This is a genomic window from Candidatus Omnitrophota bacterium (assembly GCA_040755155.1).
Lineage (GTDB): Bacteria > Hinthialibacterota > Hinthialibacteria > Hinthialibacterales > Hinthialibacteraceae > JBFMBP01.
The window spans coordinates 16,055-42,297 of sequence record JBFMBP010000127.1 but is presented as its reverse complement, the minus strand read 5'-3'; the positions used below and the strand labels follow the sequence as shown (position 1 = coordinate 42,297).

16 protein-coding genes are annotated in these 26,243 nt (G+C 50.0%); 9 read left to right on the top strand and 7 right to left on the bottom strand.

What is annotated here, in order from left to right; genetic code table 11:
- Nucleotides 1-85: 85 nt before the first annotated feature.
- Nucleotides 86-1,969 carry an ATP-binding protein gene (locus AB1656_18860; protein ID MEW6237448.1) on the top strand — a complete coding sequence of 628 codons (1,884 nt, stop codon included), beginning with the start codon at nucleotides 86-88 and terminating at the stop codon, nucleotides 1,967-1,969.
- A 44-nt stretch (nucleotides 1,970-2,013) separates the two neighbouring features.
- On the opposite strand, the gene AB1656_18855 is transcribed toward AB1656_18860, so the two are convergent.
- The 3 genes from AB1656_18855 to AB1656_18845 form a co-directional block, all read right to left on the bottom strand.
- On the bottom strand, nucleotides 2,014-2,496 hold the full coding sequence (locus AB1656_18855; GenBank protein ID MEW6237447.1) for a hypothetical protein: 483 nt from the start codon (nucleotides 2,494-2,496) through the stop codon (nucleotides 2,014-2,016).
- Between the two features lie 321 nt (nucleotides 2,497-2,817).
- Nucleotides 2,818-3,159, bottom strand: a complete 342-nt coding sequence (gene queF, locus AB1656_18850) for a preQ(1) synthase (GenBank protein MEW6237446.1) — start codon at nucleotides 3,157-3,159, stop codon at nucleotides 2,818-2,820.
- Between the two features lie 2 nt (nucleotides 3,160-3,161).
- The gene (locus AB1656_18845) at nucleotides 3,162-4,277 is read right to left on the bottom strand and encodes a glycoside hydrolase family 172 protein (protein MEW6237445.1); all 1,116 of its coding nucleotides are present in this window, start codon (nucleotides 4,275-4,277) and stop codon (nucleotides 3,162-3,164) included.
- Nucleotides 4,278-4,466: 189 nt separating this feature from the next.
- On the opposite strand from AB1656_18845, the gene AB1656_18840 reads away from it, so the two are divergent.
- The gene (locus tag AB1656_18840; GenBank protein ID MEW6237444.1) at nucleotides 4,467-6,674 is read left to right on the top strand and encodes a UvrD-helicase domain-containing protein; all 2,208 of its coding nucleotides are present in this window, start codon (nucleotides 4,467-4,469) and stop codon (nucleotides 6,672-6,674) included.
- A 32-nt stretch (nucleotides 6,675-6,706) separates the two neighbouring features.
- A complete protein-coding gene (locus AB1656_18835; protein ID MEW6237443.1) occupies nucleotides 6,707-7,294 on the top strand; it encodes a Uma2 family endonuclease in 588 nt (195 codons plus the stop codon).
- Nucleotides 7,295-7,301: 7 nt separating this feature from the next.
- Here AB1656_18835 and AB1656_18830 read toward each other — a convergent pair whose 3' ends face one another.
- Nucleotides 7,302-8,555 carry a hypothetical protein gene (locus AB1656_18830; GenBank protein ID MEW6237442.1) on the bottom strand — a complete coding sequence of 418 codons (1,254 nt, stop codon included), beginning with the start codon at nucleotides 8,553-8,555 and terminating at the stop codon, nucleotides 7,302-7,304.
- A 243-nt stretch (nucleotides 8,556-8,798) separates the two neighbouring features.
- On the opposite strand from AB1656_18830, the gene AB1656_18825 reads away from it, so the two are divergent.
- The gene (locus tag AB1656_18825) at nucleotides 8,799-9,257 is read left to right on the top strand and encodes a hypothetical protein (GenBank protein ID MEW6237441.1); all 459 of its coding nucleotides are present in this window, start codon (nucleotides 8,799-8,801) and stop codon (nucleotides 9,255-9,257) included.
- A 479-nt stretch (nucleotides 9,258-9,736) separates the two neighbouring features.
- Nucleotides 9,737-11,767, top strand: a complete 2,031-nt coding sequence (locus tag AB1656_18820; protein MEW6237440.1) for an OmcA/MtrC family decaheme c-type cytochrome — start codon at nucleotides 9,737-9,739, stop codon at nucleotides 11,765-11,767.
- Between the two features lie 165 nt (nucleotides 11,768-11,932).
- Here the strand turns inward: AB1656_18820 and AB1656_18815 are convergent, their stop codons facing one another.
- Together AB1656_18815 and AB1656_18810 are read right to left on the bottom strand one after the other, a co-directional pair.
- A complete protein-coding gene (locus AB1656_18815; GenBank protein MEW6237439.1) occupies nucleotides 11,933-13,318 on the bottom strand; it encodes a sigma-54 dependent transcriptional regulator in 1,386 nt (461 codons plus the stop codon).
- Between the two features lie 195 nt (nucleotides 13,319-13,513).
- Nucleotides 13,514-15,073, bottom strand: a complete 1,560-nt coding sequence (locus tag AB1656_18810; protein ID MEW6237438.1) for an ATP-binding protein — start codon at nucleotides 15,071-15,073, stop codon at nucleotides 13,514-13,516.
- Nucleotides 15,074-15,664: 591 nt separating this feature from the next.
- On the opposite strand from AB1656_18810, the gene AB1656_18805 reads away from it, so the two are divergent.
- Entirely contained in the window at nucleotides 15,665-18,826 is a 3,162-nt protein-coding gene (locus AB1656_18805; GenBank protein ID MEW6237437.1) for a PAS domain S-box protein, read from the top strand.
- A gap of 66 nt (nucleotides 18,827-18,892) precedes the next feature.
- Here the strand turns inward: AB1656_18805 and AB1656_18800 are convergent, their stop codons facing one another.
- Nucleotides 18,893-19,663: a ThuA domain-containing protein gene (locus tag AB1656_18800; GenBank protein ID MEW6237436.1), complete on the bottom strand. Its 771-nt coding sequence runs from the start codon at nucleotides 19,661-19,663 to the stop codon at nucleotides 18,893-18,895.
- Between the two features lie 256 nt (nucleotides 19,664-19,919).
- On the opposite strand from AB1656_18800, the gene AB1656_18795 reads away from it, so the two are divergent.
- The 3 genes from AB1656_18795 (at nucleotide 19,920) to AB1656_18785 (ending at nucleotide 26,223) form a co-directional block, all read left to right on the top strand.
- Nucleotides 19,920-21,152, top strand: a complete 1,233-nt coding sequence (locus tag AB1656_18795) for a VCBS repeat-containing protein (GenBank protein ID MEW6237435.1) — start codon at nucleotides 19,920-19,922, stop codon at nucleotides 21,150-21,152.
- Nucleotides 21,153-21,218: 66 nt separating this feature from the next.
- Nucleotides 21,219-23,018, top strand: a complete 1,800-nt coding sequence (locus tag AB1656_18790; protein MEW6237434.1) for a glycosyltransferase — start codon at nucleotides 21,219-21,221, stop codon at nucleotides 23,016-23,018.
- A gap of 259 nt (nucleotides 23,019-23,277) precedes the next feature.
- Complete coding sequence (locus AB1656_18785) at nucleotides 23,278-26,223, top strand: hypothetical protein (GenBank protein ID MEW6237433.1); 2,946 nt, start codon at nucleotides 23,278-23,280, stop codon at nucleotides 26,221-26,223.
- The last annotated feature ends 20 nt before the right edge of the window (nucleotides 26,224-26,243 follow it).

The window sequence follows — 26,243 nt, the reverse complement described above, 5'->3', positions numbered from 1 at the left end:
TACGCCGAAATTGGGCGTTTCCTATTTCGCGCGTTGGCAGGCAAGGATCGGTGGAAATTCCTTTCCTGGTTGTTAGAAGATGAAAATGCCTTTCAAATTTATCGTTTGGGGAATTCCTTCGTACAGCGAGGAGGGAGAAGGATTTTTTTTTCTTACGGAAGGGATTTTTATACTATTTCTGATAGCGTTGGCTGTTTTCAATTTTTATTTGTTTTATCGCAATCGGCAATTAGTAAAAAAGGATCGCCATGCAAAAAAACTGCTGGAAATTCAAGGGGAAGAGATTCAAAACCTTCGTTTCGAATTGGATCGCCGGATATTGTCCGCCGAAGTGGAATTGACTCGGAAAAATTTGTTGCAAGACCTGGAATCCATGGAGCGGAAGCTCATGGATACGATTCGCCAATCGGAAAAAGCCTTGCACGAAAGCGAATCACGCTTCCGCGCCGTGTTCGAATCCACCGGCGACGGCATCACCATCTGGGATAGAAATGGCGTGAATCTATACGCCAATCGGGCCGCCTTATCGCTCGCAGGAAAATCGGGAGAAGATTTTATTGGAGTCCATATCCGCAAAGGATTACAAAATCTTCCCGCCTTCATGGAATTATGCGCATCGCGAATCGGCGATGTGTTGAAAACCGGCGAAAGGATCCAAAGGAACGACGCAGTTATTTGCGACGGGAAACGAATTTATAGCGAGTCTTCCTATATTCCCATCCGCGACGCGGCGGGAGAAATATTCGCCGTCAGTCTCATTTTTCGGGACGTGACGGAAAGAGTGAGAGCGGAAGAAGAAAAAGAGGATTTGTTGGAACGACTTCGCTTTTCGCAGAAAATGGAAGCCATAGGAACCTTAGCCGGCGGGATTGCGCACGATTTCAACAATCTTCTAAGCGTTATTTTGGGTTTTTCTGAGATCGCCATGAGAATCGTGCCGGAAACCGATCCCGTATATCAAAACTTGGAACATATCCTAAAGGCGGGATTGCGGGCGGCGGATCTCGTCGATCAGATACTTACCTTCAGCCGCCAGGCGGAACAAAAACGAAAGCCGATCGAACTTCATCCCATCATTAAAGAATCCTTGAAATTGCTGCGCAGTTCTTTTCCTCCGACCATCGATATTCAATCTTATATCGAGGAAGAGATCGGTTTCATCCTTGCCGATCCCATCCAAATTCAACAATCGGTAGTGAACCTTTGCATGAATGCTTGCCAAGCCATAGGCGAAAAGGAAGGCGTGGTGGAAGTTCGTTTGGAGAAGCGGGAGCCTCTTTCGGAACAAGCGAAGAATATTCGGAAATTGAATCCTGGCTCCTACGCCGTTTTATCCGTCCGCGATACGGGATGCGGTATGGATCGGCCAACGATGGAACGAATTTTCGAACCGTATTTCTCGACAAAAAATCAGAATGCCGGCGCAGGGCTGGGCCTATCCACCGTTCATGGCATCGTAAAAAGCCATGGCGGCGAAATCTGGGTGGATAGCGAGGCGGGACGGGGATCCGTCTTTGAAATCTATTTGCCTATGATCGCCCATGATGAAGGGATGGCAAGAAATCAGTCCGTTGATTGGAATCGATTAAGAGGACAAGAGAATATCCTGTTCGTGGACGATGAAGAGCAAGCTGTTCAATTGGGCGAAATGGCTTTGACGAGTTTAGGCTACCGCGTCTCCCTTTTCACTCATAGCGGAAAAGCCCTCGAAGCCTTTCGCGCCGATCCCATCCACTACGACGCCGTGGTTACGGATCAGGTCATGCCGTTTCTGACTGGTTCGGAAATGGCGCGGGAGATGATGCGGATTCGCCCGGATATTCCCATTATTCTATGCACGGCGTATAGCGAAACGATCAACGAAGCCAAAGCCAAGGAAATGGGATTAAGAAAGTGCATTTATAAGCCCATTATTCAAAGCGATCTGGCCTTGGCGATTCGAAACGCATTGGATGGAATCACAAGTTAAGGGGATTGATTTTCGAGTCATACGTTTTGTATACTGCGCGCCGCTCAACCTTTCATCGATGATAACTCGACGCCCATCAACGCCGCTAGCGACAAAACCGCTCCGCTTCCCAATAAACATCCAGCCATCTTGCCGTAGGCGGAGCCGAGCGCGGTTCGGCTTTCGTCGATCCCTCGGCGGCGCAGCCATTCCGAGAGGCTGCCTTCGAAGAATCCAGCGATGCCGTCGGTAACGGCGTCGCCGATGACGCCGCCGACAATGGCTCCAATCACTCCAAATTCCGCCGCGCCGATCAACGCCGCGACCGTCAATAATCCCGTGTCGATCGTTCCAAAAAGGATGTCGGGCAACAATCCCTTGATTTCCATTTGCCCTATCTTGGCGAACAGAACCGGGACGATGGTGGAAGCGAGAACCAAGGGGCCATAATAACGCTCTCCCCATAGAATTCCATAGGCGATAATGAACATTACGGTGGATAACAAGGCGACCGATAGGGAGTTACGAAAAAGTAGGGCTTTTTTCATATTTTTATTCATCACCGATCTTCATGGGAAAGAATTAGCCCAAAATTCAGGTGGACGAAGCGACCACAAAGCGCAATTTTTTCCCAGCCATTAATGGGTACTGGAGAGTACGAAGTTTTGAGTAGATAAAGCGTGAATCCGGAAGAAAGGGCGCCCCTTTTTTCAAATAAAAAATCCCTCTACCGTAAAGAGAAATCGTTTTCATTCATAATTTCTACTTTTCGGGTTGAGGGATATCACAATGATTTTATGGAGTCCATGCTATAGCTGCGTCACTCTTCCTCGTCCGTTATGAACTGGCCGAAGAATTGAGGTTGGGATTCATTTCTTCTCGAATACGGCGCTGACGGTGGTGCTGATGCCTCCGCGCGCCGTGAAGTCGCCTTCCACTTTCATCCAGATGGGATCGCAGGCTTCTACGAGATCATCCAGTATTTTGTTGGTGACAGATTCGTAGAAAATGCCTTGGTTGCGGTATTCGAGAAGATAGTATTTGAGCGATTTCAATTCGATGCACTTTTGATCTGGGATGTATTCAATGCGGATGGTTCCAAAATCGGGCAGGCCGGTTTTGGGGCATACGGACGTGAATTCGGGGCAGGTAATTTGGATTTTGTAGCGCCTGCCCGCGTAGGCGTTATCGAAGGTTTCCAGCATGTTCATGATTATTCGTCCTTTTCTGGGGCTGGCAAATCGGCGGAGCGTTCTTGGCGGCTGGGCAGCTTGGGGAAATGCTTGTTGATTCCGATTTGATACCAATAAGCCATACTGCACCAATCGTCGGAACGTTCGTAGAGGCCGTTATCGCTCCAACCGATTTGTTGGATCGTTACTTTGCGTAAGGATTTAAAACGGATGGGATCGGCGGCGTGCCAGCGGTAGAGCGATATATAGTTCGCCGGTTCGTCTGTTTTCATAGTAAGCGTACATCCATGATAGAGCGTCTGATACGTCCCCAATCCCCAGGCGGAGCCGAAATAATCTTCCGTGCCCGTGCCGCAGATGGTGGGATAGGCGTCGTCGCCATTGACGTAGAATTTCATCTCGCCTTCGCCCCACCAATCCGTCCCTTTGGCGCGGACGCCGATGACGGTTCCGATATAGACGCCTGGCGCGTCGATGTTGTCTACGAGCACATAATCCTGTTTTAGTACTGTGGGATTTTGGCGGCGGAATTGGGCGTGGAATCGGCCCGTATTTTCCGGCAGGGAAGGCAAAAGATCGTAGTCGATTTGATAATAGATGCTGGAGATGCCGCTTTCGCTATCGTTTTCCAAGGTGATTTTCGCGCCTTTGGCGAAGGGCATGGGGAAATAGCAATTCAAGCCGCGGCCTTCGGTAATCGTTGTCAAAGACGAGGCTAAGGGCTTATTGACGCCGTGGGCTTCTCCGAAGAAATCCAACAGCGGCGCTTCGACGCTGGGAGCGTCCGATCCGTCCCAATATATGCGCAGGATGGCGTTGCGGTAGTGGTCTTTATCGGGGCGGACCGTAATCCAGATATGGCGAATAACGCCGCAGCCGGGAATATCCATGAGGGCGAAAGTTTTTCCCGGCGCCAGATCGCGATAGCAAGGCGCTCCTTTGCGTCCCTCTTTCTCCTTGCCGCCCGCGCCTGGAAGCCCTTGCGGATTTTCCTGCGTAATAGCGCGGCTTTCCGCATTTATTATCAATGGGAGCGAATGAATGTCTCCGCCAAGCGAAAATACGTTTTGGGAATACGAAACCGGTGGAACAGCGAACGCCGCCGCCGTAAGGATAACCATAATCGTCATTTTCATAATTCACTTCCTCCCGGAATCTTTTGATGCATACATCGTATCTCGCCAATGCCGCTTGTGAAGATCGTCCAAGCAATTCGGCTCTTTCGATTCGCCAAGAATTCGTGTTCAATGAAATTCATATTCTTTCGTAGGGTGGGCTCAAAGCGAAGCGTAGCCCACCTTAACGATTAATCCTCAGAGAGAGCCATGAAACATCCTTTTGAAAAACAATTGCAGCGGGAATTGAATCCGCCACAGTTGGAAGCGGTTACCTATACGGACGGCCCGCTCTTGGTGCTGGCGGGAGCGGGCAGCGGCAAAACCCGCGTCATCACTTACCGCATCGCCTATCTCATGGCCGTTCATGGTTTGGCGCCGTGGAACGTCCTCGCCGTGACCTTCACCAACAAGGCGGCGGGGGAGATGGCCGAGCGGGTGGCGGCCATCCAAGACGGAAAGGGGCGCGGCTTGTGGATCGGGACGTTTCATTCCATCTGTTCCCGCATATTGCGCAAGGATGGCGCCGCGGCGGGCATCGATCCCCGCTTCGTCATCTACGACCGCTCCGATCAGGGAGCGGCGATGAAGCAGGCGTTCAGCGTCTGCGAGATTAGCGATAAGAAGATTCAACCCAACGCCGCGCTCAACGCCATTTCCAAAGCCAAAAGCCGTTTTCAAACGCCGGAGCAATATCAGGAAACCGCCAGCGGAGCTTTCGAGTTGTTGGTTTCCCGCCTTTATGAAGAATATCGAAAAATTATGCGAGCCAATAATGCTCTCGACTTCGACGATTTGTTGATGGAGACCGTCCTGCTGTTGACCCAGCGCCCGGAAATCGGCGATGTCTACCGCAAGCGATTTCAACATATCTTGGTGGACGAATATCAGGATACCAATCCCGTGCAATATCTTTTTTTGCGCGAATTGTCGATGGAGCATCGGCAAATCTGCGCCGTAGGCGACGACGATCAATCCATCTACCGTTGGCGCGGCGCCACGATCCGCAACATCCTGGAATTCGAGCGCGACTTTCCCGGCGTGCGCAAAGTGTTTTTGGAGCAAAATTACCGTTCGACGAAAACCATCCTCGCCGCCGCTTCCGAATTGGTGAAACATAACAAAGGCCGCCATGAAAAAACGTTATGGACAAAAGGCGAGGCCGGGGAAAAGATCGGCGTCGTTCAACTTTCCGACGAACGATCCGAAGCCGTCTGGATCGGCGATAGGATTCAAAGTCTGCATGAAGAGGAGAATATCCCCTATCGCGATATGGCCGTTTTCTACCGCACCAACGCCCAGTCCCGCGTTTTTGAGGAGGAGTGCATCCAGCGCAGCATTCCCTATCAACTCGTCGGCGCCACGGCTTTTTACGAGCGCAAGGAAATTAAGGACGTTTTGGCTTATTGCCGCCTGTTGCTTAATCCCGCCGATACGGTGGCGTTTCAGCGCGCAGTCAATCTTCCCAAGCGCAAACTGGGAGAAACGTCTGTGGATAAACTGCTTGATTACGCCGCCCGGACGCAGCGCCCGATATTGGAAGCCGCCCGCATGGCGCGGGAAGAGCCGGAAGCAGCGGATATGAGAGCGGCGACCTGCGAGGCTTTCTTTCTTTTTGCGCAGCTCTTCGCGCTCTGGCGCAAGAAATATCGTAAGTCCTCCTTATCGAAATTGATGGACGCCATCGTGAAGGAATCCGGCTATCGCGACATGTTGGAAAAAGAAGCCGATCCCCAAAATCAATCCCGCCTCGAAAACGTGGAAGAACTGGTCAACGCCGCCGGGCAATTCGGCGAAGGATTGCAGAAAGAGATTTCCGCTCCGCTCGATGCGCTGACGCTTTTAGAAGCCTTCATGGAGAATATTACGCTGAAATCGGATATCGACGAAATGGAAGAAGGAGCGGACGCACTCGTCTTCATGACCTTGCACAGCGCCAAGGGATTGGAGTTTCCCTGCGTCTTCATGGCGGGGATGGAGGATGGTCTATTGCCGCATAAGCAATCGATGAATTCGAAGGAAGAGTTGGAGGAAGAACGGCGGCTTTGCTACGTCGGAATCACTCGCGCCAAGAAGCAGCTCTACTTAACTCATGCTGATATGAGGCGAATGTATAATACGATCAATTATCACATGCCCAGCCGCTTTTTGGACGAAATCCCCAGCCAATACAAGGAAAATTTATTATGGCGCGGACATAACGCCGCAGCGGAATGGGCGATGGGGCGATCTGAAGGATTGAAGCATAAGGCGGAGGTTGACTTTGAGCCGGGCGATATGGTCAACCATCGTTCTTTCGGCTTCGGCGTAGTTCTTGCCGTGGACGGCGAGGGCGGAAGCGCGCGAATCACCGTCGATTTCCAAGAAATGGGCAAAAGAACGCTGGTTCAAGAATATGCGCGGTTGGAAAAAGTATAATTCTAAATACAGTGATAAGTGACGAGTGACGAGTGATTAGCAAAAGAAAATCAACGGAGAAATATACCTATTCCGATTATCTTCAATGGCCGGACGATGAGCGTTGGGAATTGATTGACGGGAAACCATACAATATGTCTCCCGCTCCATCGACCAAGCATCAGCGAGTCGCGTTGCGGTTTGGATCGTTTTTCGACCTTCTTTTGCAAGGGAAATCTTGCGTCGCCTTTGTCGCGCCTACGGACGTCGTCCTTTCCGAATATGATGTTGTTCAACCCGATGCCTTCGTTGTCTGCGACCGGAGCAAAATAAAGGATAAAAACATCCAAGGCGCTCCCGACCTTGTTATTGAAGTTCTAAGCGGCCATACCGCCAAAAAAGACCGGTGGGATAAAAAGTATCTGTATAAAAAATACGGCGTGCGGGAGTATCTTATCGTCGATCCCGAAGGTTTATATGCGGAAAGATACTTATTGACCGAAGAGCGGCGATTCGATCGCGGACAAGTCTTCGATTCCCAAGAGACGTTAACTCTTAAATCACTAGAAAGCGTCGAGATCAATCTCTGGGAAATCTTCGAGGTAAAGCGGGAAGACGCATCGCCGCCGCTCGAATCGTAAATGGATATCACCTCATCTCCCGCATCTCTTCCGTCAGCCGCAGGAACTCTTGTTTCAATACCTTGTTTTCGAATCCGCGCAGTTCGGGCATTTTCAGTTTCATCAACGCTTCGAACCATTGGCGGCCGTCCTGGATGAGCACGGCAACGCCGCCGCTGACTTTGACCGTCTTATACGTATTGTTGGCCAGCGCGGCGTTCTTGACGACTTCGGCGTTCTCTTTAGCGATTTCGTCTGCTTGCCGCCGCAGGTAATCGATGTACTTCTCGGAGGCTTCGATCGTCAGTTGGTTGGAATCGATATTGGTATTCAACCGCTCTTTGTATTCGCCGTTTTCGGCGGCGAGCCGCTTGGCTTCTTCGATATTGTTTTTGGCGCTTTGGATAAATTCTTGCAAAGCGGGTATGTATTCTCCGGTGATGGAGCCAATGTATTGTTTCTGGATTCGATCCAATATTTCGTTGAGGATGACGTACATTCCGTAATAGCGTTTGGCGATTTCGAGCGATTCGCCGGAATCTTCCGTCAACTGTTGCAACTGAGCCACTACTTTTTTGAGGTTATCGAAAACGTTGCATAGTTTTATGAAATCGTCTCCTACAACGGAATCGAGAAGGCTGTTCACGCCTTCTTCCGCGATGGAAAGGCCGATTTCTTGCAGTTTCCGGGTGAAATTGGATTTAATCTCGCCGATCTTCTCTTGATATCCGGCGATGTTTCCTTCTTCGCCGGCGATTAAGGCGTCGTAATCCTCCTTGGATTTTTGCAGAGGATTCATTTTTCCCAGCATTCCTAAAGTTTCCTTGGGGGGAGCGGATAAGCGCTGCTCTCGATATCTGGCGATGGAGATATAGGCTTCCTTGATGCGTTTCTGCAAATCCCGGATGGCGACGCGATCCTCATTCACATCGGAGATGTTGAGGACTTCGATCGCCTGGTCGAGCATAACGTTGATTTCTTCTTGGTTCGTTTTTTGGTCTTTGCCGTAAATAAGAGTTCGCTTGGGCAACGTTTCGTGCAAATCTTTCATTTCGAGAGCGGATTCCAATTTGGGAAGCAGCTTGCCGAACATTTCCCGTAGATAATTGTCGTCGAGACGGCTTTTCGTAGCTCCGGCTAAAGCGGCGCTTGAAACGCCCTCCTGCGAATTTGTCTGAGCAAAAGAGAAAACCGGCGGTATAATAGAAAGAGAGAAGAATAAAAAGAAGAGAAAAATTTTTGAAGCGGACGGCGCAGGGATTCTTATTGAGCAGGAATACATGATCGGATTCCTCCTTTAGTGCCTTTTTTATTACAACGCTCATGGTCCCGAATTGTTACGCGCACGTCTTGTCTTTATGGAAAAGATCGAAGATTGCAAGAAATCCTATTGACAATATTATCTATCTTGGAACACAATATTTAGTTAATGTCAAATTTGAGTAGGAAATATTTTAGTTTGGCATTATAATACCCTAAGAAACGCGCTTGCTCGGCGTGGCGAGACCGATCAAGGAGAGAAAAGATGGCTGAAAGAGTATGCGTCATATGCGGAGGGCCGATGGGGAAGCAAACCGGCGATATCTGTTGCAAGGAAGAAGACGCCGCCCTCCTGATTAGTTGCAAAGGGAACTTGCGCAATTTTAAGGACCGGCAATGCGGAATCGATGATATCACGGAATATCTCTATGAAGATTTGGCGAATTTTTTAAGAGAAAGAGACGATAACATCGACAATTACGATTATGAGGGCGTAATACGGGAACTGACGCTGCGCGTTCTGCGCTGGATCAACTTGAAGATGATCGATTTCAAGAATGTTTCCGGAATCGGCTACTGCTCGTCTTGCGGCGTACTTATTCTCGCCGGACGGACTAAATGTTCCAATTGTATGGGAATGAGCGAAATCAAGGGAGCCGGAAAACCCTCCTTATCTTCCGATTCTCCTAAAAAACCTAAAATTGGCATGTATATAAAGCGATAGTCTTCGTTTCGAGCGCATCCTCTTCCAAAAGCGGCAGAATCAAAATCGATTTTTCCACTCGCGGCGTCATAATCCAATCTCTATTCCAAATCCATTAATAATATGTATCGCGTCTGTGAATCCGGGCGAATAATAACGCAGGCGGGATGCCCGCGCTCCTAAGCGCGTATATGATTTAATAAGTTGTTTTTATTCTTTTTCTCTCGATTGGGTTATTTCACCCAATCCTTCGGATGAATGTGGGTTATACAACCCACCTTGGCATCGGCGGCGGCGATAATTTTACTGTTTCGTAGTTTGGGTAATTTTCCAGAAAAAATTCAACTTTGCCTATCGCCTTTTAATTCAGGATGTTATCCTTTTTTATGCCTCTATAATATCCAGAAAGCTGATTGATGGCCGAATTGAAAAACTAAGGTACAGTCTTTGCTTCCCAAATCCTTGATTTTCGCGATTTCATGTAATGAGGAGAAGTCAACATGATGCAAAGCAGAAGAAAAACTATGATGTCCGTATTGGCGCTTTCCTTTTTTTGCTGCGCCTTGAGCGGCTGGGGAGCTGAAGGTCTTCAGATCAAGATTGAAAAAGTAACGATCGGAGCCGATCTTAAACCCCAGGTCGCATTTACGCTGCAAGATAACGCGGGAGCGCCTTTGGCGTTGACGGATATTTCCGCGCCTCGTTTTATTCTCGCCCGGTTGGACTTGCTCGATGCGGCGAAAGGCAGCGCTCGCTATTGGAGCTATTCGAAAACGATTGCGAAAGCGACCGATCCATCGCCTTTTGTCGGCGCTACGGCGGAACAAGCGACTTATGATTCCGGCGGAACCACGGTTGAAGTATCAGCTGGAAAATACGTTTATACGTTTAAAACCGTTCTTCCCGCCGATTACGATCAAACGAAAACCCATACGGTTTCCGCGCAAATCGAACGCGTTCGCCCCAATAATGAAGGTCCGCGCCATATCGCCAATCCCCTCTATCATTTCGTACCCAACGGCGGCGAAGTCGTAACCTTGCGCAAGGTTGTTACGACGGAAGGTTGCAATAAATGCCATGACGGTCTTGGCTTGCATGGCGGCGGACGGCGCGAAGTGGGGCTTTGCATTCTTTGCCATAGCACGCAGACGACGGACCCAGATACGGGCAATACCGTCGACATGTCCGTCATGATCCATAAAATCCACATGGGCGCCGATCTTCCCAGCGTCAAGGCGGGGAAGCCGTATCAAATCATTGGTTATCGGCAAAGCGTCGCCGATTATTCCCATGTGGAATTTCCCCAGGATAACCGCAACTGCGCCACTTGCCATGATGGTGAACAAGGCGATATTTTCAAGAAGGCGCCCAGCCGAGCGGTCTGCGGCTCCTGCCATGACGACGTCAATTTCCAAACCGGCGAAGGGCATTCTTCCGGCATTCCGCAAGCGGACGATTCCATGTGCGCGGTATGCCATCCCGCCGACGGCCAAGAGTTCGACCGGTCGGTTTCCGGATCGCATACGGTTCCCGCGAAGTCTAAGAGTCTGAAAGGCGTCAATGCCGAGATTCTCGAAATTACCAATGCTGCGCCTGGCCAAGCGCCAAATATTCGTTTCTCGCTGAAGGAAAATGATGGAACGGCTATTGATTTAGCTAAAATGCGCTCCGTCAATATTACGCTTGCCGGTCCCGTGAAAGAGTATCTGTTCTACCTCAGAGAAGTGGCGGATACCACGAAGTCGGTTGTGATAGGCGGCGGCGTTTACACTTACCAATTCGTCGGCAAAGTCCCAGACGACGCAAAAGGAACCTATTCCTTCACGATGGAAGCTCGGCGGAACGTTACCTTAGTGGATAAACCCGAAGGTCAAACGGATATCACCGTTACGGAAGGGGCGGACAATACGATGAAACTCGTTTCGGTAACGAACGAGGCCATCACTCCCCGCCGGGAAATCGTCGATATCAACAAGTGCAATGTGTGCCACAATAAACTGGCTTTCCACGGTTCTCAAAGAAAGCAAACGGACTTCTGCGTAACGTGCCATAATACGAAAAACAACGATGTCGCGCGGAGTCAGGGCAGCGGCGAGTCCATTAGCTTTGGTTATATGATTCACAAAATTCATACCGGCGAAGAATTGGAACAACCATTTTCGATTAGTACTCACAATTACAATGGCTTCCTCTTCCCCGGCAAGAGACAGGATTGCAACCTTTGCCATAAGAACGGCGTTCCTTCTCTGCCGCTTTCCAGCGACGCCGCTCCCATCGATTTCGTAAATAAGGAAGGCGTACAGATTAAAATCGCTCCTAACGCCGCCGCGTGCCTTTCGTGCCATGACGGGGCGGAACCCGCCGAACATGCGCAAATGTTCGCTTCTACGGGTACAGAAACCTGCTTTGCTTGCCACGGCGCCGGACAGGCTGAAGACATCGCCGTGAAACACGCGCAAAGCGAATTCCTGAATGTTATCGAGGCAATCGCTCCAGCTAACACGTTTGTGAAAAGCTGGATGATTCATTAATCCCCCCTTTCTCGGAATGAATTTCCGAGTCAAGCCATTCGCGCGGACGTCTGACAAGGCGTCCGCCCTTTTTTTTAATGATGAGTGATGAATGATGAATGATGAAAAAAAAAGCGTAAGATGGGGCGCGCCGTTTGACCCATCATTCGTCATTTTTCCTTAGGATTATTCCGAGGGAGGAGCGATGGCGTATTTCTTCATGCGGTAGCGCAGCGTATCGCGGGAGATGCGGAGAATGCGCGCCGCCTGGCTTTGATTCCATTCCGCTTGTTCTAAAGCTTCGAGAATCAACCGTTTCTCCTGTTCGATCAACGGCGACGCCGATTCGCCCGATTCGAGCGAGCAGGAGAGGTCGCTTTGGCTGTGCCGTTCGATTTCAGAAGAGAGAGAAGCCAGAGAAATCGGCTCGTCCCCGCCTAAGAGGACGGCGCGTTCCAGGCAGTTGCGCAGTTCTCGTACATTGCCCGGCCAGGAATAACGCATCAAAGCGGCGATAGCTTCGCCGTCGATGTCCAAATTGGGTTTGGAAAATTCCGAACGGAATTGTTCCAAGAAATGTTCGATGAGTGCGGGAATATCCTCCACGCGCTCGCGCAAGGGAGGAACGGCGATGGAGATAACGTTCAGGCGATAATAGAGATCGCGGCGGAAGCGGCCTTCTTCTACGGCTTTCTCCAAATTGTGATTCGTCGCCGCAATAATGCGTACGTCAATGGATCGTTCCTTCGTCGAACCAATGCGGCGAAATACTTTCTTTTCCAAAAATTGCAATAATTTCGCTTGCACCGTCAGATCGACGTCGCCGATTTCGTTCAAGAAAGCCGCGCCTTGATGGGCGATTTCCAACAATCCTTCCTTTTGGGAGCGAGCGTCGGTAAAGGCGCCTCGTTCGTGTCCAAAGAGTTCGTTTTCCAGGAGATGGGGCGGAAAGGAGGGACAATTGATCTCCACGAACGGTTTGGAAGCGCGAGGACTTAATGCGTGGACGGCGCGGGCGAGAACATCCTTGCCCACTCCCGTTTCCCCCCGGATGAGAACCGTACTGCTTCCTTGTTGGGCGACGCGGGCGATGAAATCCACGATCCGGCGCATTGGTTCGCTCACGGCGACGATATTCTGCAGGCCTTCGCGGTCGGTTTGCTGGCTGCGGTACCGCCGCACTTCCTTTTCCAGTACTTGATGATCGAGGGCCTTATCGATGCGTAGAATAACGTCGTCCAGATCGAACGGTTTAGGGATGTAGTCGTAAGCGCCCGCGCGTACTGCTGTTACGGCGTTTTCGACATCCGCCAGGGCGGAAAGCATGACGACCATGCTGTTGCTGTTTAAGCGGCGCAATTCATGGAGCACCTGAATGCCATCCATACCCGGCATTCGAATGTCCAGGAGAATGAGATCGGGTTCGTTGCGGCGAACAGCTTCAATGGCTTCTTCGCCCGAGGAGGCGGTGGTTACGGAAAAACCGGCCCGCTGCAAATCGTTTTCCAGCGACCACCGCACCAATTGTTCGTCATCGACGACCATAATATTGGCGCCTGCATGATTGCTCATTAGATATCCATTGGAAAGCGATTCGTCGGCCATGAGTGCGAGTCCATCGATCATAGTGTGTGGAGTCGATGGTTGGTTTCGCAATTACCAGGCCGAAAATCGCTTTGTTTTCGCTTTACTTTCTATCTTTAACTATATCGATGAAATTCGACGATGAAAAGAAATGGGAATCGACATTTTGAAAACTTGAGCGTTTCAGGAGATGGGATCGAGATCGGACTTGACGGGCAGGCAAACAACGAACGTCGATCCTATACCCTCGTTGTTCAGGGCGAACAGGCATCCGTTATGTTCCCTCACGATTCGCGTCGAGATGGAAAGACCAAGCCCCGTTCCTTGTTTTTTCGTGCTGACGAAGGGTTGGAATATCCGTAGAATATCCTGTTCGGGAATTCCGGGACCATTGTCGCGGATGCGGATTTGAATGACTTGGTTCTGGCAACGGAATGGCCTGTCTTGAACGATATTCGCCGCTTCGTGTACGGCGGCTTTGCGATCGATCAATTTCGATTCCACGGTCAGTTCGAGACCGTTCTCTTTCGCTTGCAGCGCGTTGATGAAGATGTTGAGCAGGACCTGTTGCAGGAGTTTGGCGTCGCCGGGAATCGGGGGCAAATCGGAAGCCAGATTTTCGCGAATCGTTATATCCCGGCTGCATTGGTTTCGGAAGATCGTAAGCGATTGTTCGATGACGCCGTTGATCTGCGTTGGCGCCAATTGGGGTTTTTCTTTGCGCACATAGGAAAGCAGGCTGCGGACTAAAGCGTCGAGGCGGTCGGCGTTAGTACGGATTTCCTGATAAACCAGGGCGGTAGGATCGGAAGAAGGAATGTTGCGGGATAGCGTTTGGATGGCGGCCCGGATGCCCGCGATGGGATTGCGGATTTCGTGAGCCAATCCTCCGGCCAATTCGCCGATGGCGGCCAGGCGGTCGAACTGGTGAATTTCCTGGCGGTGTTGTTCTTCTTCCTTTTTGCGGGCGGCGGAGATTTCCTCCACCATCGTATTGAAAGACCGGCTCAGTTCGCCGATCTCGTCCAAGGCGCCGTCGTGAAGTTCCGTTTTGAAATCTCCTTGGGATATCTTCCGCATGGCGGAAGCCAAGACGCCGATGCGGCGGAGAAAGAGGCGGCGGGTCATATAGAGAATGATCACGGAAAAACCGAAAAAGAGACTAACCGTCGCTCCCATGTGATACCATTGGGCATTCCAAAATACCTGGTTGATATCGCGTATGGTAAGACGGACTTCGGCGTAGCCTAAAATAGCCGGATCGGCGGTATGGCAGCGTTGGCAGCGATTTTCATTTTTCAAGGAAGTGGTAAGAATCAACTCTCCTTTTTCCACTCGCGTACGCCAAGCGTCGTTTTCCCTCGGATTTCGATATTTCGGTTCTTCTTGTTTTTGCTGGATCATTACTTCGGCGCCAAGCCTATCGGGCAGGTTGGAAAATCGGATGATATGATTGTTATCCGCAATATCGAGCGACAAGACTTCTTGCGGCAGGTTATTGGGTTGGATGAAATGGGCTGACTCGTTTTCTTTGAGATTCTCCATTTGATGGAACGAATCATTGATAATTCCTAACGCTTGCAGACGGCCTTGTTGTTCGACGATGGCGTTGGTCGTTTTCGCTTCGATGACGAAATGAATAAAGAAAAATAAGCAGAGTATCGCTAACGTAGTGATTTGGATGGCGATCCAGATTTTCAACCGGATGGACTGCTGTATCGTTCGATAATGCGAAGAGAACATGAATTCGATTCTTTCGTCGAAAATTCCCGTTAGCCGATAAGTGTATCGTTATAGAACGGTTTTTCCAATCTTCAGGGAAAGGATGTTTGTCCAAAACTTATGAATACAGGAACTGGAGATTGGCGGCAAGGAATTGCTGGCGCCACTATTTTGGGGGCAATCGCATAGAATACTCGCTTCTTTGCCAGCCAGATTTCAACGAGAACGATATAGGGAGGGAGGAAGCGGCGAATGCGAGTGGAAATCAGAATGTAAGTTTAGACGATCCAAGAGATAAAACATTCGAAACGCTAGACGCAAAATGGAATAAATTTGATAATTCGATGAATGCGGATTATGGAGAACAGTAATTTCCGGTAAAATACTCTTGTTCTGTTTTGGGGATTCGTTGGGGGAGTAGATAATATTAAAAAGGAACTAATTTGCTTCGAGTTTTGTTTAACAAATTTCATCCAATTTTATTATTGTTGCGTTTGACAATGGCGTTGATGTCAAATCCGATTGGCGATCGAAAAATAGGATTCGATGTACGCGAGTTGACAATATTATGCCCATAAGAAGAGGTTGTTTGCAGGGAGGGATTCCTGTCCGATGATGTATGACGAGCAAAAGACGAAAGAACAACTCATCGAGGAACTCGCGTTATTACGCCGACGCCTAGCGGAACTCGAACATGCGGAAAAGGATCGCTCGCGGGCCGAGGAAGCGTTGAGGGCAAGCGAAACCAAATTCCGTGCGCTGACGGAATCCTCTCCCTCCGTGATTTTCATATCGCGGGACGATCGGTTGTTGTATATGAATCCCGCTGGTCTTCAGTTGGGAGGTTATTCTTTGGAAGAGCTTTTGGCGATGCCTGTGTGGTCCTTCGTCCATCCGGAGATGCAGGAACTCATTAAAGAACGCGCTCTCAACAGACTCAAAAACATTAACGGCCTTCCTTCGCGTTACGAGGTGAAGGTTGTTACCAGGGATGGGCGAATCAAATGGTTCGATTATACGCCCACGATTATCGAGTATGAGGGGAAGCCTGCTCTACTCGGAAACGCTTTCGATATCACCGATCGCAAGGCGGCGGAAGAGGAATTGCGTCTGAAAGCGATGGTGCTGGATCAAATTCAGGATCGCGTAACCGTAACCGACTTGAACGGGCGCATCACATATGTCAATGAGGCCGAATGCCGAAGTTTGAAGCTCCCGCGCGAAGAATTGATCGGCCAATCCGTGGAGTCTTATGGCGAGGATCCAACGCGAGGAGCGACGCAGCGCCAGATTATTGAGATGACTCGGGCGAAAGGGGAATGGCGGGGCGAGGTCGTCAATTACGCATCCGACGGATCAGAGATAATCCTGGATTGCCGTACGCGCGTGCTTTGGGATGAGGAAGGACGTCCTATCGCCCTCTATGGCATTTCAACCGATATCACCGAACGCAAGACGGCGGATGAGGCGTTGCGAAATAGCGAAAATCTATTCCGCACATTGGCGGAAACCACCGCCTCCGCTATCTTCATTGGACGCATTGACCGGTTGATTTATATGAATCCCGCCTGTCAGAAAATATGGGGATACGACTGGGAAGAAGCGCAAAAGGTCTATCCTTGGGGTTTCGTTCATCCCGATATGCAGGAATTCGTTCGCGCCGCCGCAACGGCGAGGCTGCGGAAGGAAGGCTATCCTCCCTCGCGGTACGAAATGAAAATCCTGACGAAAGACGGTCAGGTAAAATGGCTCGATTTTACGCCCAGCCTTATCGACTATAAGGGCGAATCCGCCATATTGGGCACGGCGTTCGATATTACGGATCGCAAGAGAATAGAAAAGGCGTTAGAGGAAAACGAACGCATCTATAAAGACGCCATCGAATTGGCAGGCGCAGTTCCATATTATCAGAATTATTTAACGAATACTTACGATTACGTTGGAGAAGGAATTCAGGATTTGATCGGTTGTTCTCCCCAAGAATTTACGCCGCAAGCGTGGATGCTGTTAGAAAAAGACATCCATCTTCTTGGTGGCTTGCAAAATCTTTCCGTCGAGGAAGCCGTCCGAAAAGCGCGGGGAGAAGAAGGGATCAGCTGGCGGGCGGATTATTGCGTCAAAATGCGCTCGGGAGAAGAAAAATGGATCGCCAACTCCGCCGTACAAGTGCGGGACGATAATGGAAAAGTCATTGGTTCTTTCGGTATTCTGCAAGATATCACTGAGCGAAAAAGAACGGAGGAAGCGCTCGCCACAGAAAAAGAACGGCTCAAAGTGACGCTGCACAGCATCGGCGACGGCGTCATCGCGACGGATTCCGGCGGGATCATCGTTTTAATCAATACCATCGCCGAGAAATTGACCGGCTGGACGGAAAGCGAAGCGCTGGGCCGCCGTTTGGAGGAAGTGTTTCATATTATTAACGAAATAACCCGGAAACGCTGCGAGAATCCCGCGGATTTGGTCTTGAAATCGGGAAAAATCGTCGATCTCGCCAATCAAACCATCCTCATCGCCAAAGACGGAACGGAACGCATCCTCGCCGACAGCGGCGCGCCCATTCGCGATCGAAACAGCCGCATTATCGGAGTGGTTCTCGTATTCCGCGATGTAACGGAAAAGCGGTTGATGGAGAGCGAGTTGTTCAATGCCCGGAAATTGGAATCGGTGGGAATGCTGGCGGGCGGCATCGCCCATGATTTCAATAATCTGTTGACGGCGATATTGGGCAATATTTCTTTAGCGAAGTCCTCCATCAATCCCCAGGAAAAAATCTATAAACGTTTGTCGGAGGCGGAGAAAGCTTCCCTGCGCGCTCAACGGTTAACCCAACAGTTGCTCACTTTCTCCAAAGGGGGCGCGCCAATAAAGGAACTTGCTTCCATCGCCGATATCGCTTCCACAACCGCCTCATTCGTTCTTAGCGGTTCCAACACCCGTTGCGAATATGATTTTGCGGACGATCTTTTACCGGTTTTTGCGGATAAAGGCCAAATTGGACAAGTAATCCATAACATGATTCTCAATGCCGAACAGGCTATGCCGGAAGGCGGAACGATCCATATTCGATCGGAGAATGTTCGCATCGGCTCGGCTAAAGGGAGGGATTTTCCCGCTCTTTCCTTGGGCGAATACGTAAAATTGACGATCGAAGATCATGGAATCGGCATTCCAGCCGATCATCTATCCAAAATCTTCGATCCCTATTTCACTACGAAACAAAATGGGAATGGATTGGGTTTGGCTACGGCGTATTCCATCGTGAAGAAGCACGGTGGAATCATTATGGTTCAATCGGAACCTGGGAAAGGGACGATATTCTCCGTGTATCTTCCCGCCTACGCCGGAACGATACTCTCGGAAGACCATGAGCGGGACTCGATTTCCTCTCCGACGAGAACGGGTAAAATTCTGGTAATGGATGACGAGGATTTCGTCAAGGAAACTGCAGGGAATATGCTCATTCATCTCGGTTATAGCCCAGAATTTTCCAAAAACGGCCAGGAAGCCATCTTCCTCTACCAGCAGGCGTTGGAGAAGGGCGAACCTTTCGATGCCGTTATTATGGATTTAACCATCCCTGGCGGCATGGGAGGGATAGAGACGATTAAGGAATTATTAAAAGTTCATCCGCAAGTAAAAGCCATCGTTTCCAGCGGATACTCCAGCGATCCCGTAATGGCCAACTATCAAGATTACGGTTTCGCGGGGGTTATCGGCAAACCCTATAAATTGGACGAGTTGGATCGGGCGATCCAAAAAGCGATGGCATAAAATCAGCAACGCCAAATTCATGGCAGCAAGGGAGGGCGATGCGGGGGGCGTCCCTTCCGATCCATGTTACTCTGGTTTGTAGCGCTCAACGACGCCCGTCGCCGCCCATTCGCAGGCGCGTTGGAGCAACGCCGCTACGCCCACCGATTGAAAACTGCGCGCGTCATGCCCTAGAGGCGTATGAAACACTCGGCCCGATCCATAATTCAGAACGAAACCCATCGGCTCGTCCTGGTTCGTGACGGTGGAATGGGCGGTTAGCAGGACATCGATTTTGGGCGCGCCTTGCAAGCAGAAATAGAGTTCGTCCATCGTTTCGAAATCCTGTAATCCTTTCGTGATAGGGTGCTCTTTATTGACGGCTTTTACCTGAAATTTTTGATAGGGATCGTGAGTTTTGCTCGTATCCCATACTCTTCCCGCGATCTTTTCGAATTCCGGCCAGGCGAGCGTTTGGTAGTTCGGCCATTCGCGGAAGGCGCCGCATGTGAAATGTAGAACCACGAGTCCCTTGCCGCTGGCGGCGAAATGCGCAAAGCCTTCCCGAGCCGCTGCGCTGGGCATAGGCGTTTCCCAATTGCAAAAATGAACCACGGCGGCGTCGTATCGCCGTTCGGGCGCCGATGCGAATATTTCGAAATCCTCGCAGACGTGGACATCGAAATAATCCTTTTGGCTGAGGATAGACCTAACCACAGGCGTCGTCTCCCGCCATTTATGACCCGGATAATCTTCTCCCGTAACGATAAGCAGGCGGATCGGTTTTTCCTCCGCGAAGGAGCTGCTTAAGCATCCCAAAAGCAGCGTAGCAGCGATAAAAAATCTTAATCTTGGCATAGAATGAATCCTCCATTTCTTGGCGATTAGCCTGCGATAAATTCATTTCGATTCTAAAGCATCTCTGCGGGAAATGGCAGTCTTCCATTTCTTCATGCAATAGATCATGTCTGCGATCGTCTATGAACGGCTTGCGAATTCGATCATAGTATGGTTTTCTGGAGATTGCGCAGAGTAGTTGCGTAGGGTGGGCTCAAAGCGATGCGTAGCCCACCATTTTCCTATCAAGATAAAAAAATCCCTTTCCAGGAGTTTAATGATGATAAAAAACTTAATCGCTATGGTTGCTTTTCTTGCGGTTTTAGGTTTATTTTCGCCAAGTATGTTTGCTCAGGAAATCACCTGGAAGCATTTGTCCACCACGGCGGGCGATCTTCCCGTTCCCAATTCCGGCAAGGAACAAACCTCCAGCTTGGTCTTGGATGTCGATAAGGATGGCGTCAATGATTTCGTGATTACGGAACGCACTAAAGCTCCGTCGGTTGTTTGGTATCATCGGGATGCGAAAGGGTGGGCGAAGTACGCCGTGGATAACGAACCTCTGCATATCGAAGCTGGTTCGGATTATTATGACATCGACGGCGACGGCGATCTCGACATCGTTCTGGGTGGCGACTGGGCCAGCAATAATGTGTGGTGGTGGGAAAATCCCTATCCCCATTATGAAGCCGAAACGCCCTGGAAGCGCCATATCGTAAAGAATTTCGGCAAGACGAAGCATCACGATCAACTCTTCGGCGATTTCGACGGCGACGGCCAAACCGAACTCGTTTTCTGGAATCAGGGCGCTTGCATACTCTATATCGCCGAGATTCCCAAGGATCCCCGCAACGCGGGTGTTTGGGAGTGCGCGGAAATCTATTCCTGGAGCGCCGACAGTCAAATGGAGCAGCGGGGAACTTATCCCGGCTTCAAAGCCGTGAACGAGCATGAAGGGCTGGCGAAAGCGGATATCGACGGCGACGGGAAACTCGACATCGTCGGCGGCGGACGCTGGTTCAAGCATCTGGATGGAACCAAGTATATGCCGAACATCGTCGACGCGGGGTATTGCTTCACCAGAGCGGCGGCGGGCCAGTTTATCCAAGGCGGAAGGCCTGAAATCATCCTTGTCGTGGGGGACGGCGTCGCGCCGATGATAATGTACGAATGGCGAAAAGGAACCTGGGCCGGGAAAGAAATTTTGCCCGAAGTCGATTGCGGCCATTCGCTAGCGGTTCTCGATTTCGACGGCGACGGAAACCTCGATGTTTTCAACGCGGAGATGCGTCTGAATGGGGGCAATCCCGATGCGAAAAACTTGATCCTTTTGGGCGACGGCCAAGGGAATTTCAAAACCGTCCATGCATCTACAGGCTTCGGCCTTCATGAATCCAAGATCGCCGACCTGGACGGCGATGGCGACTATGACATCTTGGGCAAGCCCTATGGATGGGAAACCCCGCGTCTGGATATTTGGTTTAACCTGAATCCTTCAGCGAAGAGATGACTGTTCTCGCGTCCGAACCAGATCGCCGAACTAAAATCGAAACGCCGATTCGAAATGGAATGCAGTATGGAAACGATTCCAGAAAGATACCGATCGAATGTAATTCTTTACAAAAATCTGTCGGCGTTAAGAAGGCGCCATCCCTCTCTTTACGCGGAGGTGGAATCCATTCCGATTTCTTCTATAACATGCGATCGAATCGATATCGATGATTCAAGAAAGAAAGAATGCCTGGAATCCATTCTCGCTGCGCTCGCCGAAGGCATGGATTTTCTGTATCTCGCGGGTTTTGGCGATGGAAGCCTGCTCGCGAAGGCCGCACCCGAGATCATCCAAGGCAATCGAGGCGTTTTGGTTATAGAACCTTTGCCGAATAAATTCGCGGCGGCGTTGGCGATTTTCGATTTTAGGGAATTGCTCGCATCGCGAAGAATCTTTTGGGCTGTTGGGAAGAATATCGAAGAGCAAATTGATCGCATTTGGGAAGAGACGCTTTGCTATGCCGCCGCCAAACCGAAAATCGTTCGCGGCGATTTTGGCGAATCGAATCGAGACGATCTCGTCTCTCTCATTCGCTTTATAGAAGAGGAAGGCTGTCGCCGGAAAAAAGAGCTGGCGCAGAGGTTGAAAGACCTTCCCGCTATTCTAAAACGCAAGAGAAAGGACAATTCGCCGCCTCGAGTTTGGACGTATGAAGACTTGCGGAACAAAGCGAAATATTCCCTGATCGAGCATGTGCTCCTGCGCACTCTTTTGCATTATTTGCGCCGTCTCGGTTTCAAAACGGAGTATACGGCGCTGAAGGATGGGGAGTACTATCCGCCCTATTACCGCATTCTCAAAATGGCTCAATTCGAGCCGGATTTAATATTCTTATGCAATGAAGCGCCCGCCTACGAATCGGCTTTGGGAGAGGAACTTAGCCGATCGCTGCCCATTCCTAAAGTAATCTGGTTCGCCGACGATCCCATCTATGGCGAGCATCTCTTGCGGCGGCATAAAACCTCGCCCGATGAAACTTACCTGATTGCCGATTACGAATGGGCTGCTCCACTGATCGAAAACGGAGCGGATGCGCCGCGATATATGCCCGGCGCCGCCACCCGCGTCCGGCGCGGCAAGCAGCGCGGCGTGCGTGGCTGCGAGATTATTTTCGTAGGGCAGGTGCGCGAGCAGTCCGCCTTTTTTCGCCAGTTGTCGCCCGAATGGAAGCAATATTGCCGCCAGGTCGTGGAGGAAAAATTGCGCTTTCCCCGCAAGAAAGTGCGCGAGGTTATGGCGCAATTCCCCATGCCGGGAGAATTGCCCTCCGACCGTTTGGACGAATTCCGCCAGAAATTGTTATGGGAGGCGAATACGCAATTCCGCCTGCGCGTAGTGCGGGAACTGATGGATTGCGATCTGCGCATTTACGGCAATGCGGATTGGCAGGCGCTATTGCCGCCGGATGCGGCGCAACGCTGCTATCGCGGCGTCTTGCCTTTCAAGCGTTTGTTCGATGCGTATCGCAACGCCAAGATCACTCTCAACATTCATAGCCTGCAATCCTACACGTGTATGAATGTGCGAGATTTCGACGTTCCGGCGGCGGGCGGTTTTTTACTGTCGGATTGGCTGCCCAAGGCGGATGAAATTTATGCGCCGGGATTCGCGGACGATCTGCCGCTGGATGAAAATTCGGCGCAGGAAGTTTTTTTCTATCGTTCGCTTCAGGAATTGAAGCATCTCGTGGAATATTTTCTCGCTCATGAAGAAGAACGCCGCCGCTGCATCGAACGCGCCCGGCTCAAGGTTATGTCCCGCCATACTTATGAGCATCGGGCGCAATGGCTGGGCGAGTTGTTTTATAACTTGATAGAGAAATAGCCATTTCCTCCTATTAAACGCATTCCATAAGTTCTCAAAGTATCTTATCTGCAGGCTTATATTGGTAATAAGAAAAATTAAGGCGGGTGTTTTTTTTCTCAAGCCTTCCGTACTTGGCAAGATTTTTCTGTTATTTTTATTTTTTTGATTATTTATGTGTTTCTTGTTGACAACGGATCACTTTTGTGATTTACTACTTTTCAGCGAATGATGTTGGGCGCTATTCCAAAACTACATATTTCACCGAAGGATGATGCTTATGCGTGTAGCTAGTATCATTATGCTCGCAGTCTGCGTATTGACAGCGCCGATGACGCAGTCTCAACCGCAGACGCAGGAATCGTATCCGGCGCCGGTTTCCGAATACGCGGAGAAGACGGGGCCGGGGACGATGACGTTTCTCGCTTATCCCAAGTATTATAAACTTGCGGACGGGGCGCTGGAGTTGGTCAATCCCAACCTCGTTCCATCCAAAAGCGGCGAGTGGGATTACGAGGTCATGGCGGGGATTTGGCAGCTCTACGTACGCGCCGACGGAACGTTCCAGGCGCGCCACGAGGGCGACATCTTCACCTACCGCTTTGCCGGATTGGGCGTAGGCCGCGGCGCGAACTACAAGCCCCTGGAGTTGGGAAAACTCAACTGGGAGAATCTAAGCGTCGTGGGCGATAGCGTGCGTTGGTCCGAGGTTCTGCCCAATGTGGACGTGACGGTGCGCTATATCCACGATATTCTCAAGGTGGATGTGCGGTTGAAGCAGGCGTTCATGCGCAATCTGCGCGAGCAGGTGAAAACGGGTATCTTGCCCTCGGACGAGTATCTCTCCGCCCGCTTCGATATTCCATCCGTGCAGATTACGACGCAAGCCAAGCAAAACGGCGAGGCGGCTGATTTGTATGGGGAGAAACTACCATTGGATCGACCGCTGCATTTCGAACGCGACGGGAAAGAACTGCACAAGCTGCTTCCCGTAAAGACATTCCTGGCGGACGAAGCGGGAATGCCATTGGACGAGAGCGCTCCCGTCATTCGTTCGGCGCAGTCTTGGCGTCTGCAGCGCGACGCTACGGGCGAAGCGGAAATGTCGGCGCATCTCGGCGATCTTGCCGCCGCCAAGGACGGCGACGTGGTCATCGATCCGACGTCCTATTTCGTAACTTACAATTCGAACAACGCCGACGCCGAATTGGCTTACAATTCGTCCAGCAATTTGGGAGGCAACAGTACGATTGTGTTAAGTCCGCAGGATCGAGCGGTCTTTATGTGCAACTTGTCAGGACTGGGATATAATAAAGCCGTTACTAACATTCGGCTGAAAATTTTTGCGGACTCGAATTCATGCGGCTTGGTGTATTATCGCGCTTATAATATTACGCAGCCGTGGTCGGAAGCGAACGTGGACTGGTATGAAAGCGGAACCGGCGGATCGTGGACGAACGGCGGGGCTTACACGACGGAAAATTTCGGTGCGCAGGGATATTTTTTGACGGCGAACGATTGGCGCTACGTCGATTTGACGACGCCGGTCAATGCGCGCTATTCCGTCTTCGACGAGATCAATCCCAAAGGCTTTCTTTTTAAAATCGAGAGTTATGGGATCAACGGGGAATTGACATTTCGCTCAAGGGAATACCCCAATGTAGATTACCGCTGGTCGATCGAAGTGACGTACTACCCCGATGCTCGCACGCAGTCGGTCTGGTTTCGCCCCTTTCTGAAAACCCGCGACGGAGACAAATACACAGCCAGCGACCGCTGGTTCCCGATTGGGTGGTATACGGGAATCGAAAACCATTTGTCGGGTACGGCTCAATATCCGGAAGGCGATATTACGAACTTTGCGAATGGGTATAATGATGGTACTGATACTTTTTCCGATGTCAATATTTACAATTTCTTCTTATTCGATCCATGGGGTGAACGGCGTAATAAATGCGATGATGTCAATGTTAATGGGATATGGGGTTGTCCGACAGCAGAAGGTGGTTTCCCCATTAATTACAGCGAAATCAACGATTTCCAGGAAGTGCTTACGACGATAAGCGAGGTGAATAATATTAACAATCGTAATTATTACGCCTTGCCATCGGTTGTTACTGCAATTAAAGATCTTGATTATACAAAAACAGGATTACCACAATCCTACACTAGGTATGCTTTTTCTGGCGTCTCATGTGCTACGACAGTTTATAACAAGACCGAGACGTCTTGCGATGTGTTTAACTTCTGTTTTACAGACGAAGAAAATTCGCTGGATAGTTTAATTAGTACAATTAAAAGTAACTCAAGAGTAAGAGGATGGAGCATATATGAGGAGTACTTTGGAGCATCTCTTGGTGGAAATTATTTCAGCGACATTCGCGATCAAATAGGCGAATATACGTATGTCATATCCGCCGAAGATAATTACAATCTGCCGATTTACTGCACGGAAGTTTTTAGTACTTTTTATGACGGATATTCATCCAATGCCACTCAAGGCGAATTGATAGCCAAGGACAGCAATATCAATGCAAATTTAGGATTTTTCGATTATATCTTCGAAGACTATTCCTATTATCATGATATTGCATCTGGATATTCGGGGACATGGCAGGATGCGGCCTATATGGCGGAATGCGCCATGCGTTATACTAATCTGGGATATTGTCGTTGCTCTATAGCGCGCAGCTATCCCAGAAATGGAATAACGTATAGTCCAAAACCTCCATTAAATAATGTAATTGAAGATGAATACCGTTATTTGGTTTATTCTTCTTGGGTGGTTGGCGGTCAAGGAATCATTTTTTGGGATTTACCTAATAGTCAAGCCCTAAATTGGTTTTCACTTTGTCATAAGATGGCAAGAGAAGCCGACGCTATGAAGGATTATCTGATGAACGAGCCGGCGCTGGATATACCCGCTATCGTCTATGACAGCGCGGGAAGTACGAATCATTCCATCCGTACGCGGTTTATTCTGCGAAGAAACCAAAATAATCCAACGAGTCAATTTCTCTTGTTGCTATGCAACTTCGCGAATGACGGCGGTAATCATACGACATACGTCTATTTCCCCAATCACACCATAACGAACGTTAGCCAAATTACTCAGAATACAAACTGGTCTTATCAGCTGGCTGATAGCAATCATACCATTTATTGTACGTCGTCCGAATCGGGAGACGTATACGCCCGAGCCTTCTTCGTAACCTTGAGCCAGTAACATTATATTTTTAAAAGAAA

Coding starts and splice junctions, on each gene's coding strand:
- AB1656_18860 (MEW6237448.1), top strand. CDS start 86: ATGCCTTTCAAATTTATCGTTTGGGGAATTCCTTCGTACAGCGAGGAG.
- AB1656_18820 (MEW6237440.1), top strand. CDS start 9,737: ATGATGCAAAGCAGAAGAAAAACTATGATGTCCGTATTGGCGCTTTCC.
- AB1656_18800 (MEW6237436.1), bottom strand. CDS start 19,663: ATGCCAAGATTAAGATTTTTTATCGCTGCTACGCTGCTTTTGGGATGC.
- AB1656_18790 (MEW6237434.1), top strand. CDS start 21,219: ATGGAAACGATTCCAGAAAGATACCGATCGAATGTAATTCTTTACAAA.
- queF (MEW6237446.1), bottom strand. CDS start 3,159: ATGAACATGCTGGAAACCTTCGATAACGCCTACGCGGGCAGGCGCTAC.
- AB1656_18830 (MEW6237442.1), bottom strand. CDS start 8,555: ATGTATTCCTGCTCAATAAGAATCCCTGCGCCGTCCGCTTCAAAAATT.
- AB1656_18845 (MEW6237445.1), bottom strand. CDS start 4,277: ATGAAAATGACGATTATGGTTATCCTTACGGCGGCGGCGTTCGCTGTT.
- AB1656_18855 (MEW6237447.1), bottom strand. CDS start 2,496: ATGAAAAAAGCCCTACTTTTTCGTAACTCCCTATCGGTCGCCTTGTTA.
- AB1656_18815 (MEW6237439.1), bottom strand. CDS start 13,318: ATGAGCAATCATGCAGGCGCCAATATTATGGTCGTCGATGACGAACAA.
- AB1656_18785 (MEW6237433.1), top strand. CDS start 23,278: ATGCGTGTAGCTAGTATCATTATGCTCGCAGTCTGCGTATTGACAGCG.
- AB1656_18805 (MEW6237437.1), top strand. CDS start 15,665: ATGATGTATGACGAGCAAAAGACGAAAGAACAACTCATCGAGGAACTC.
- AB1656_18840 (MEW6237444.1), top strand. CDS start 4,467: ATGAAACATCCTTTTGAAAAACAATTGCAGCGGGAATTGAATCCGCCA.
- AB1656_18795 (MEW6237435.1), top strand. CDS start 19,920: ATGATGATAAAAAACTTAATCGCTATGGTTGCTTTTCTTGCGGTTTTA.
- AB1656_18810 (MEW6237438.1), bottom strand. CDS start 15,073: ATGTTCTCTTCGCATTATCGAACGATACAGCAGTCCATCCGGTTGAAA.
- AB1656_18825 (MEW6237441.1), top strand. CDS start 8,799: ATGGCTGAAAGAGTATGCGTCATATGCGGAGGGCCGATGGGGAAGCAA.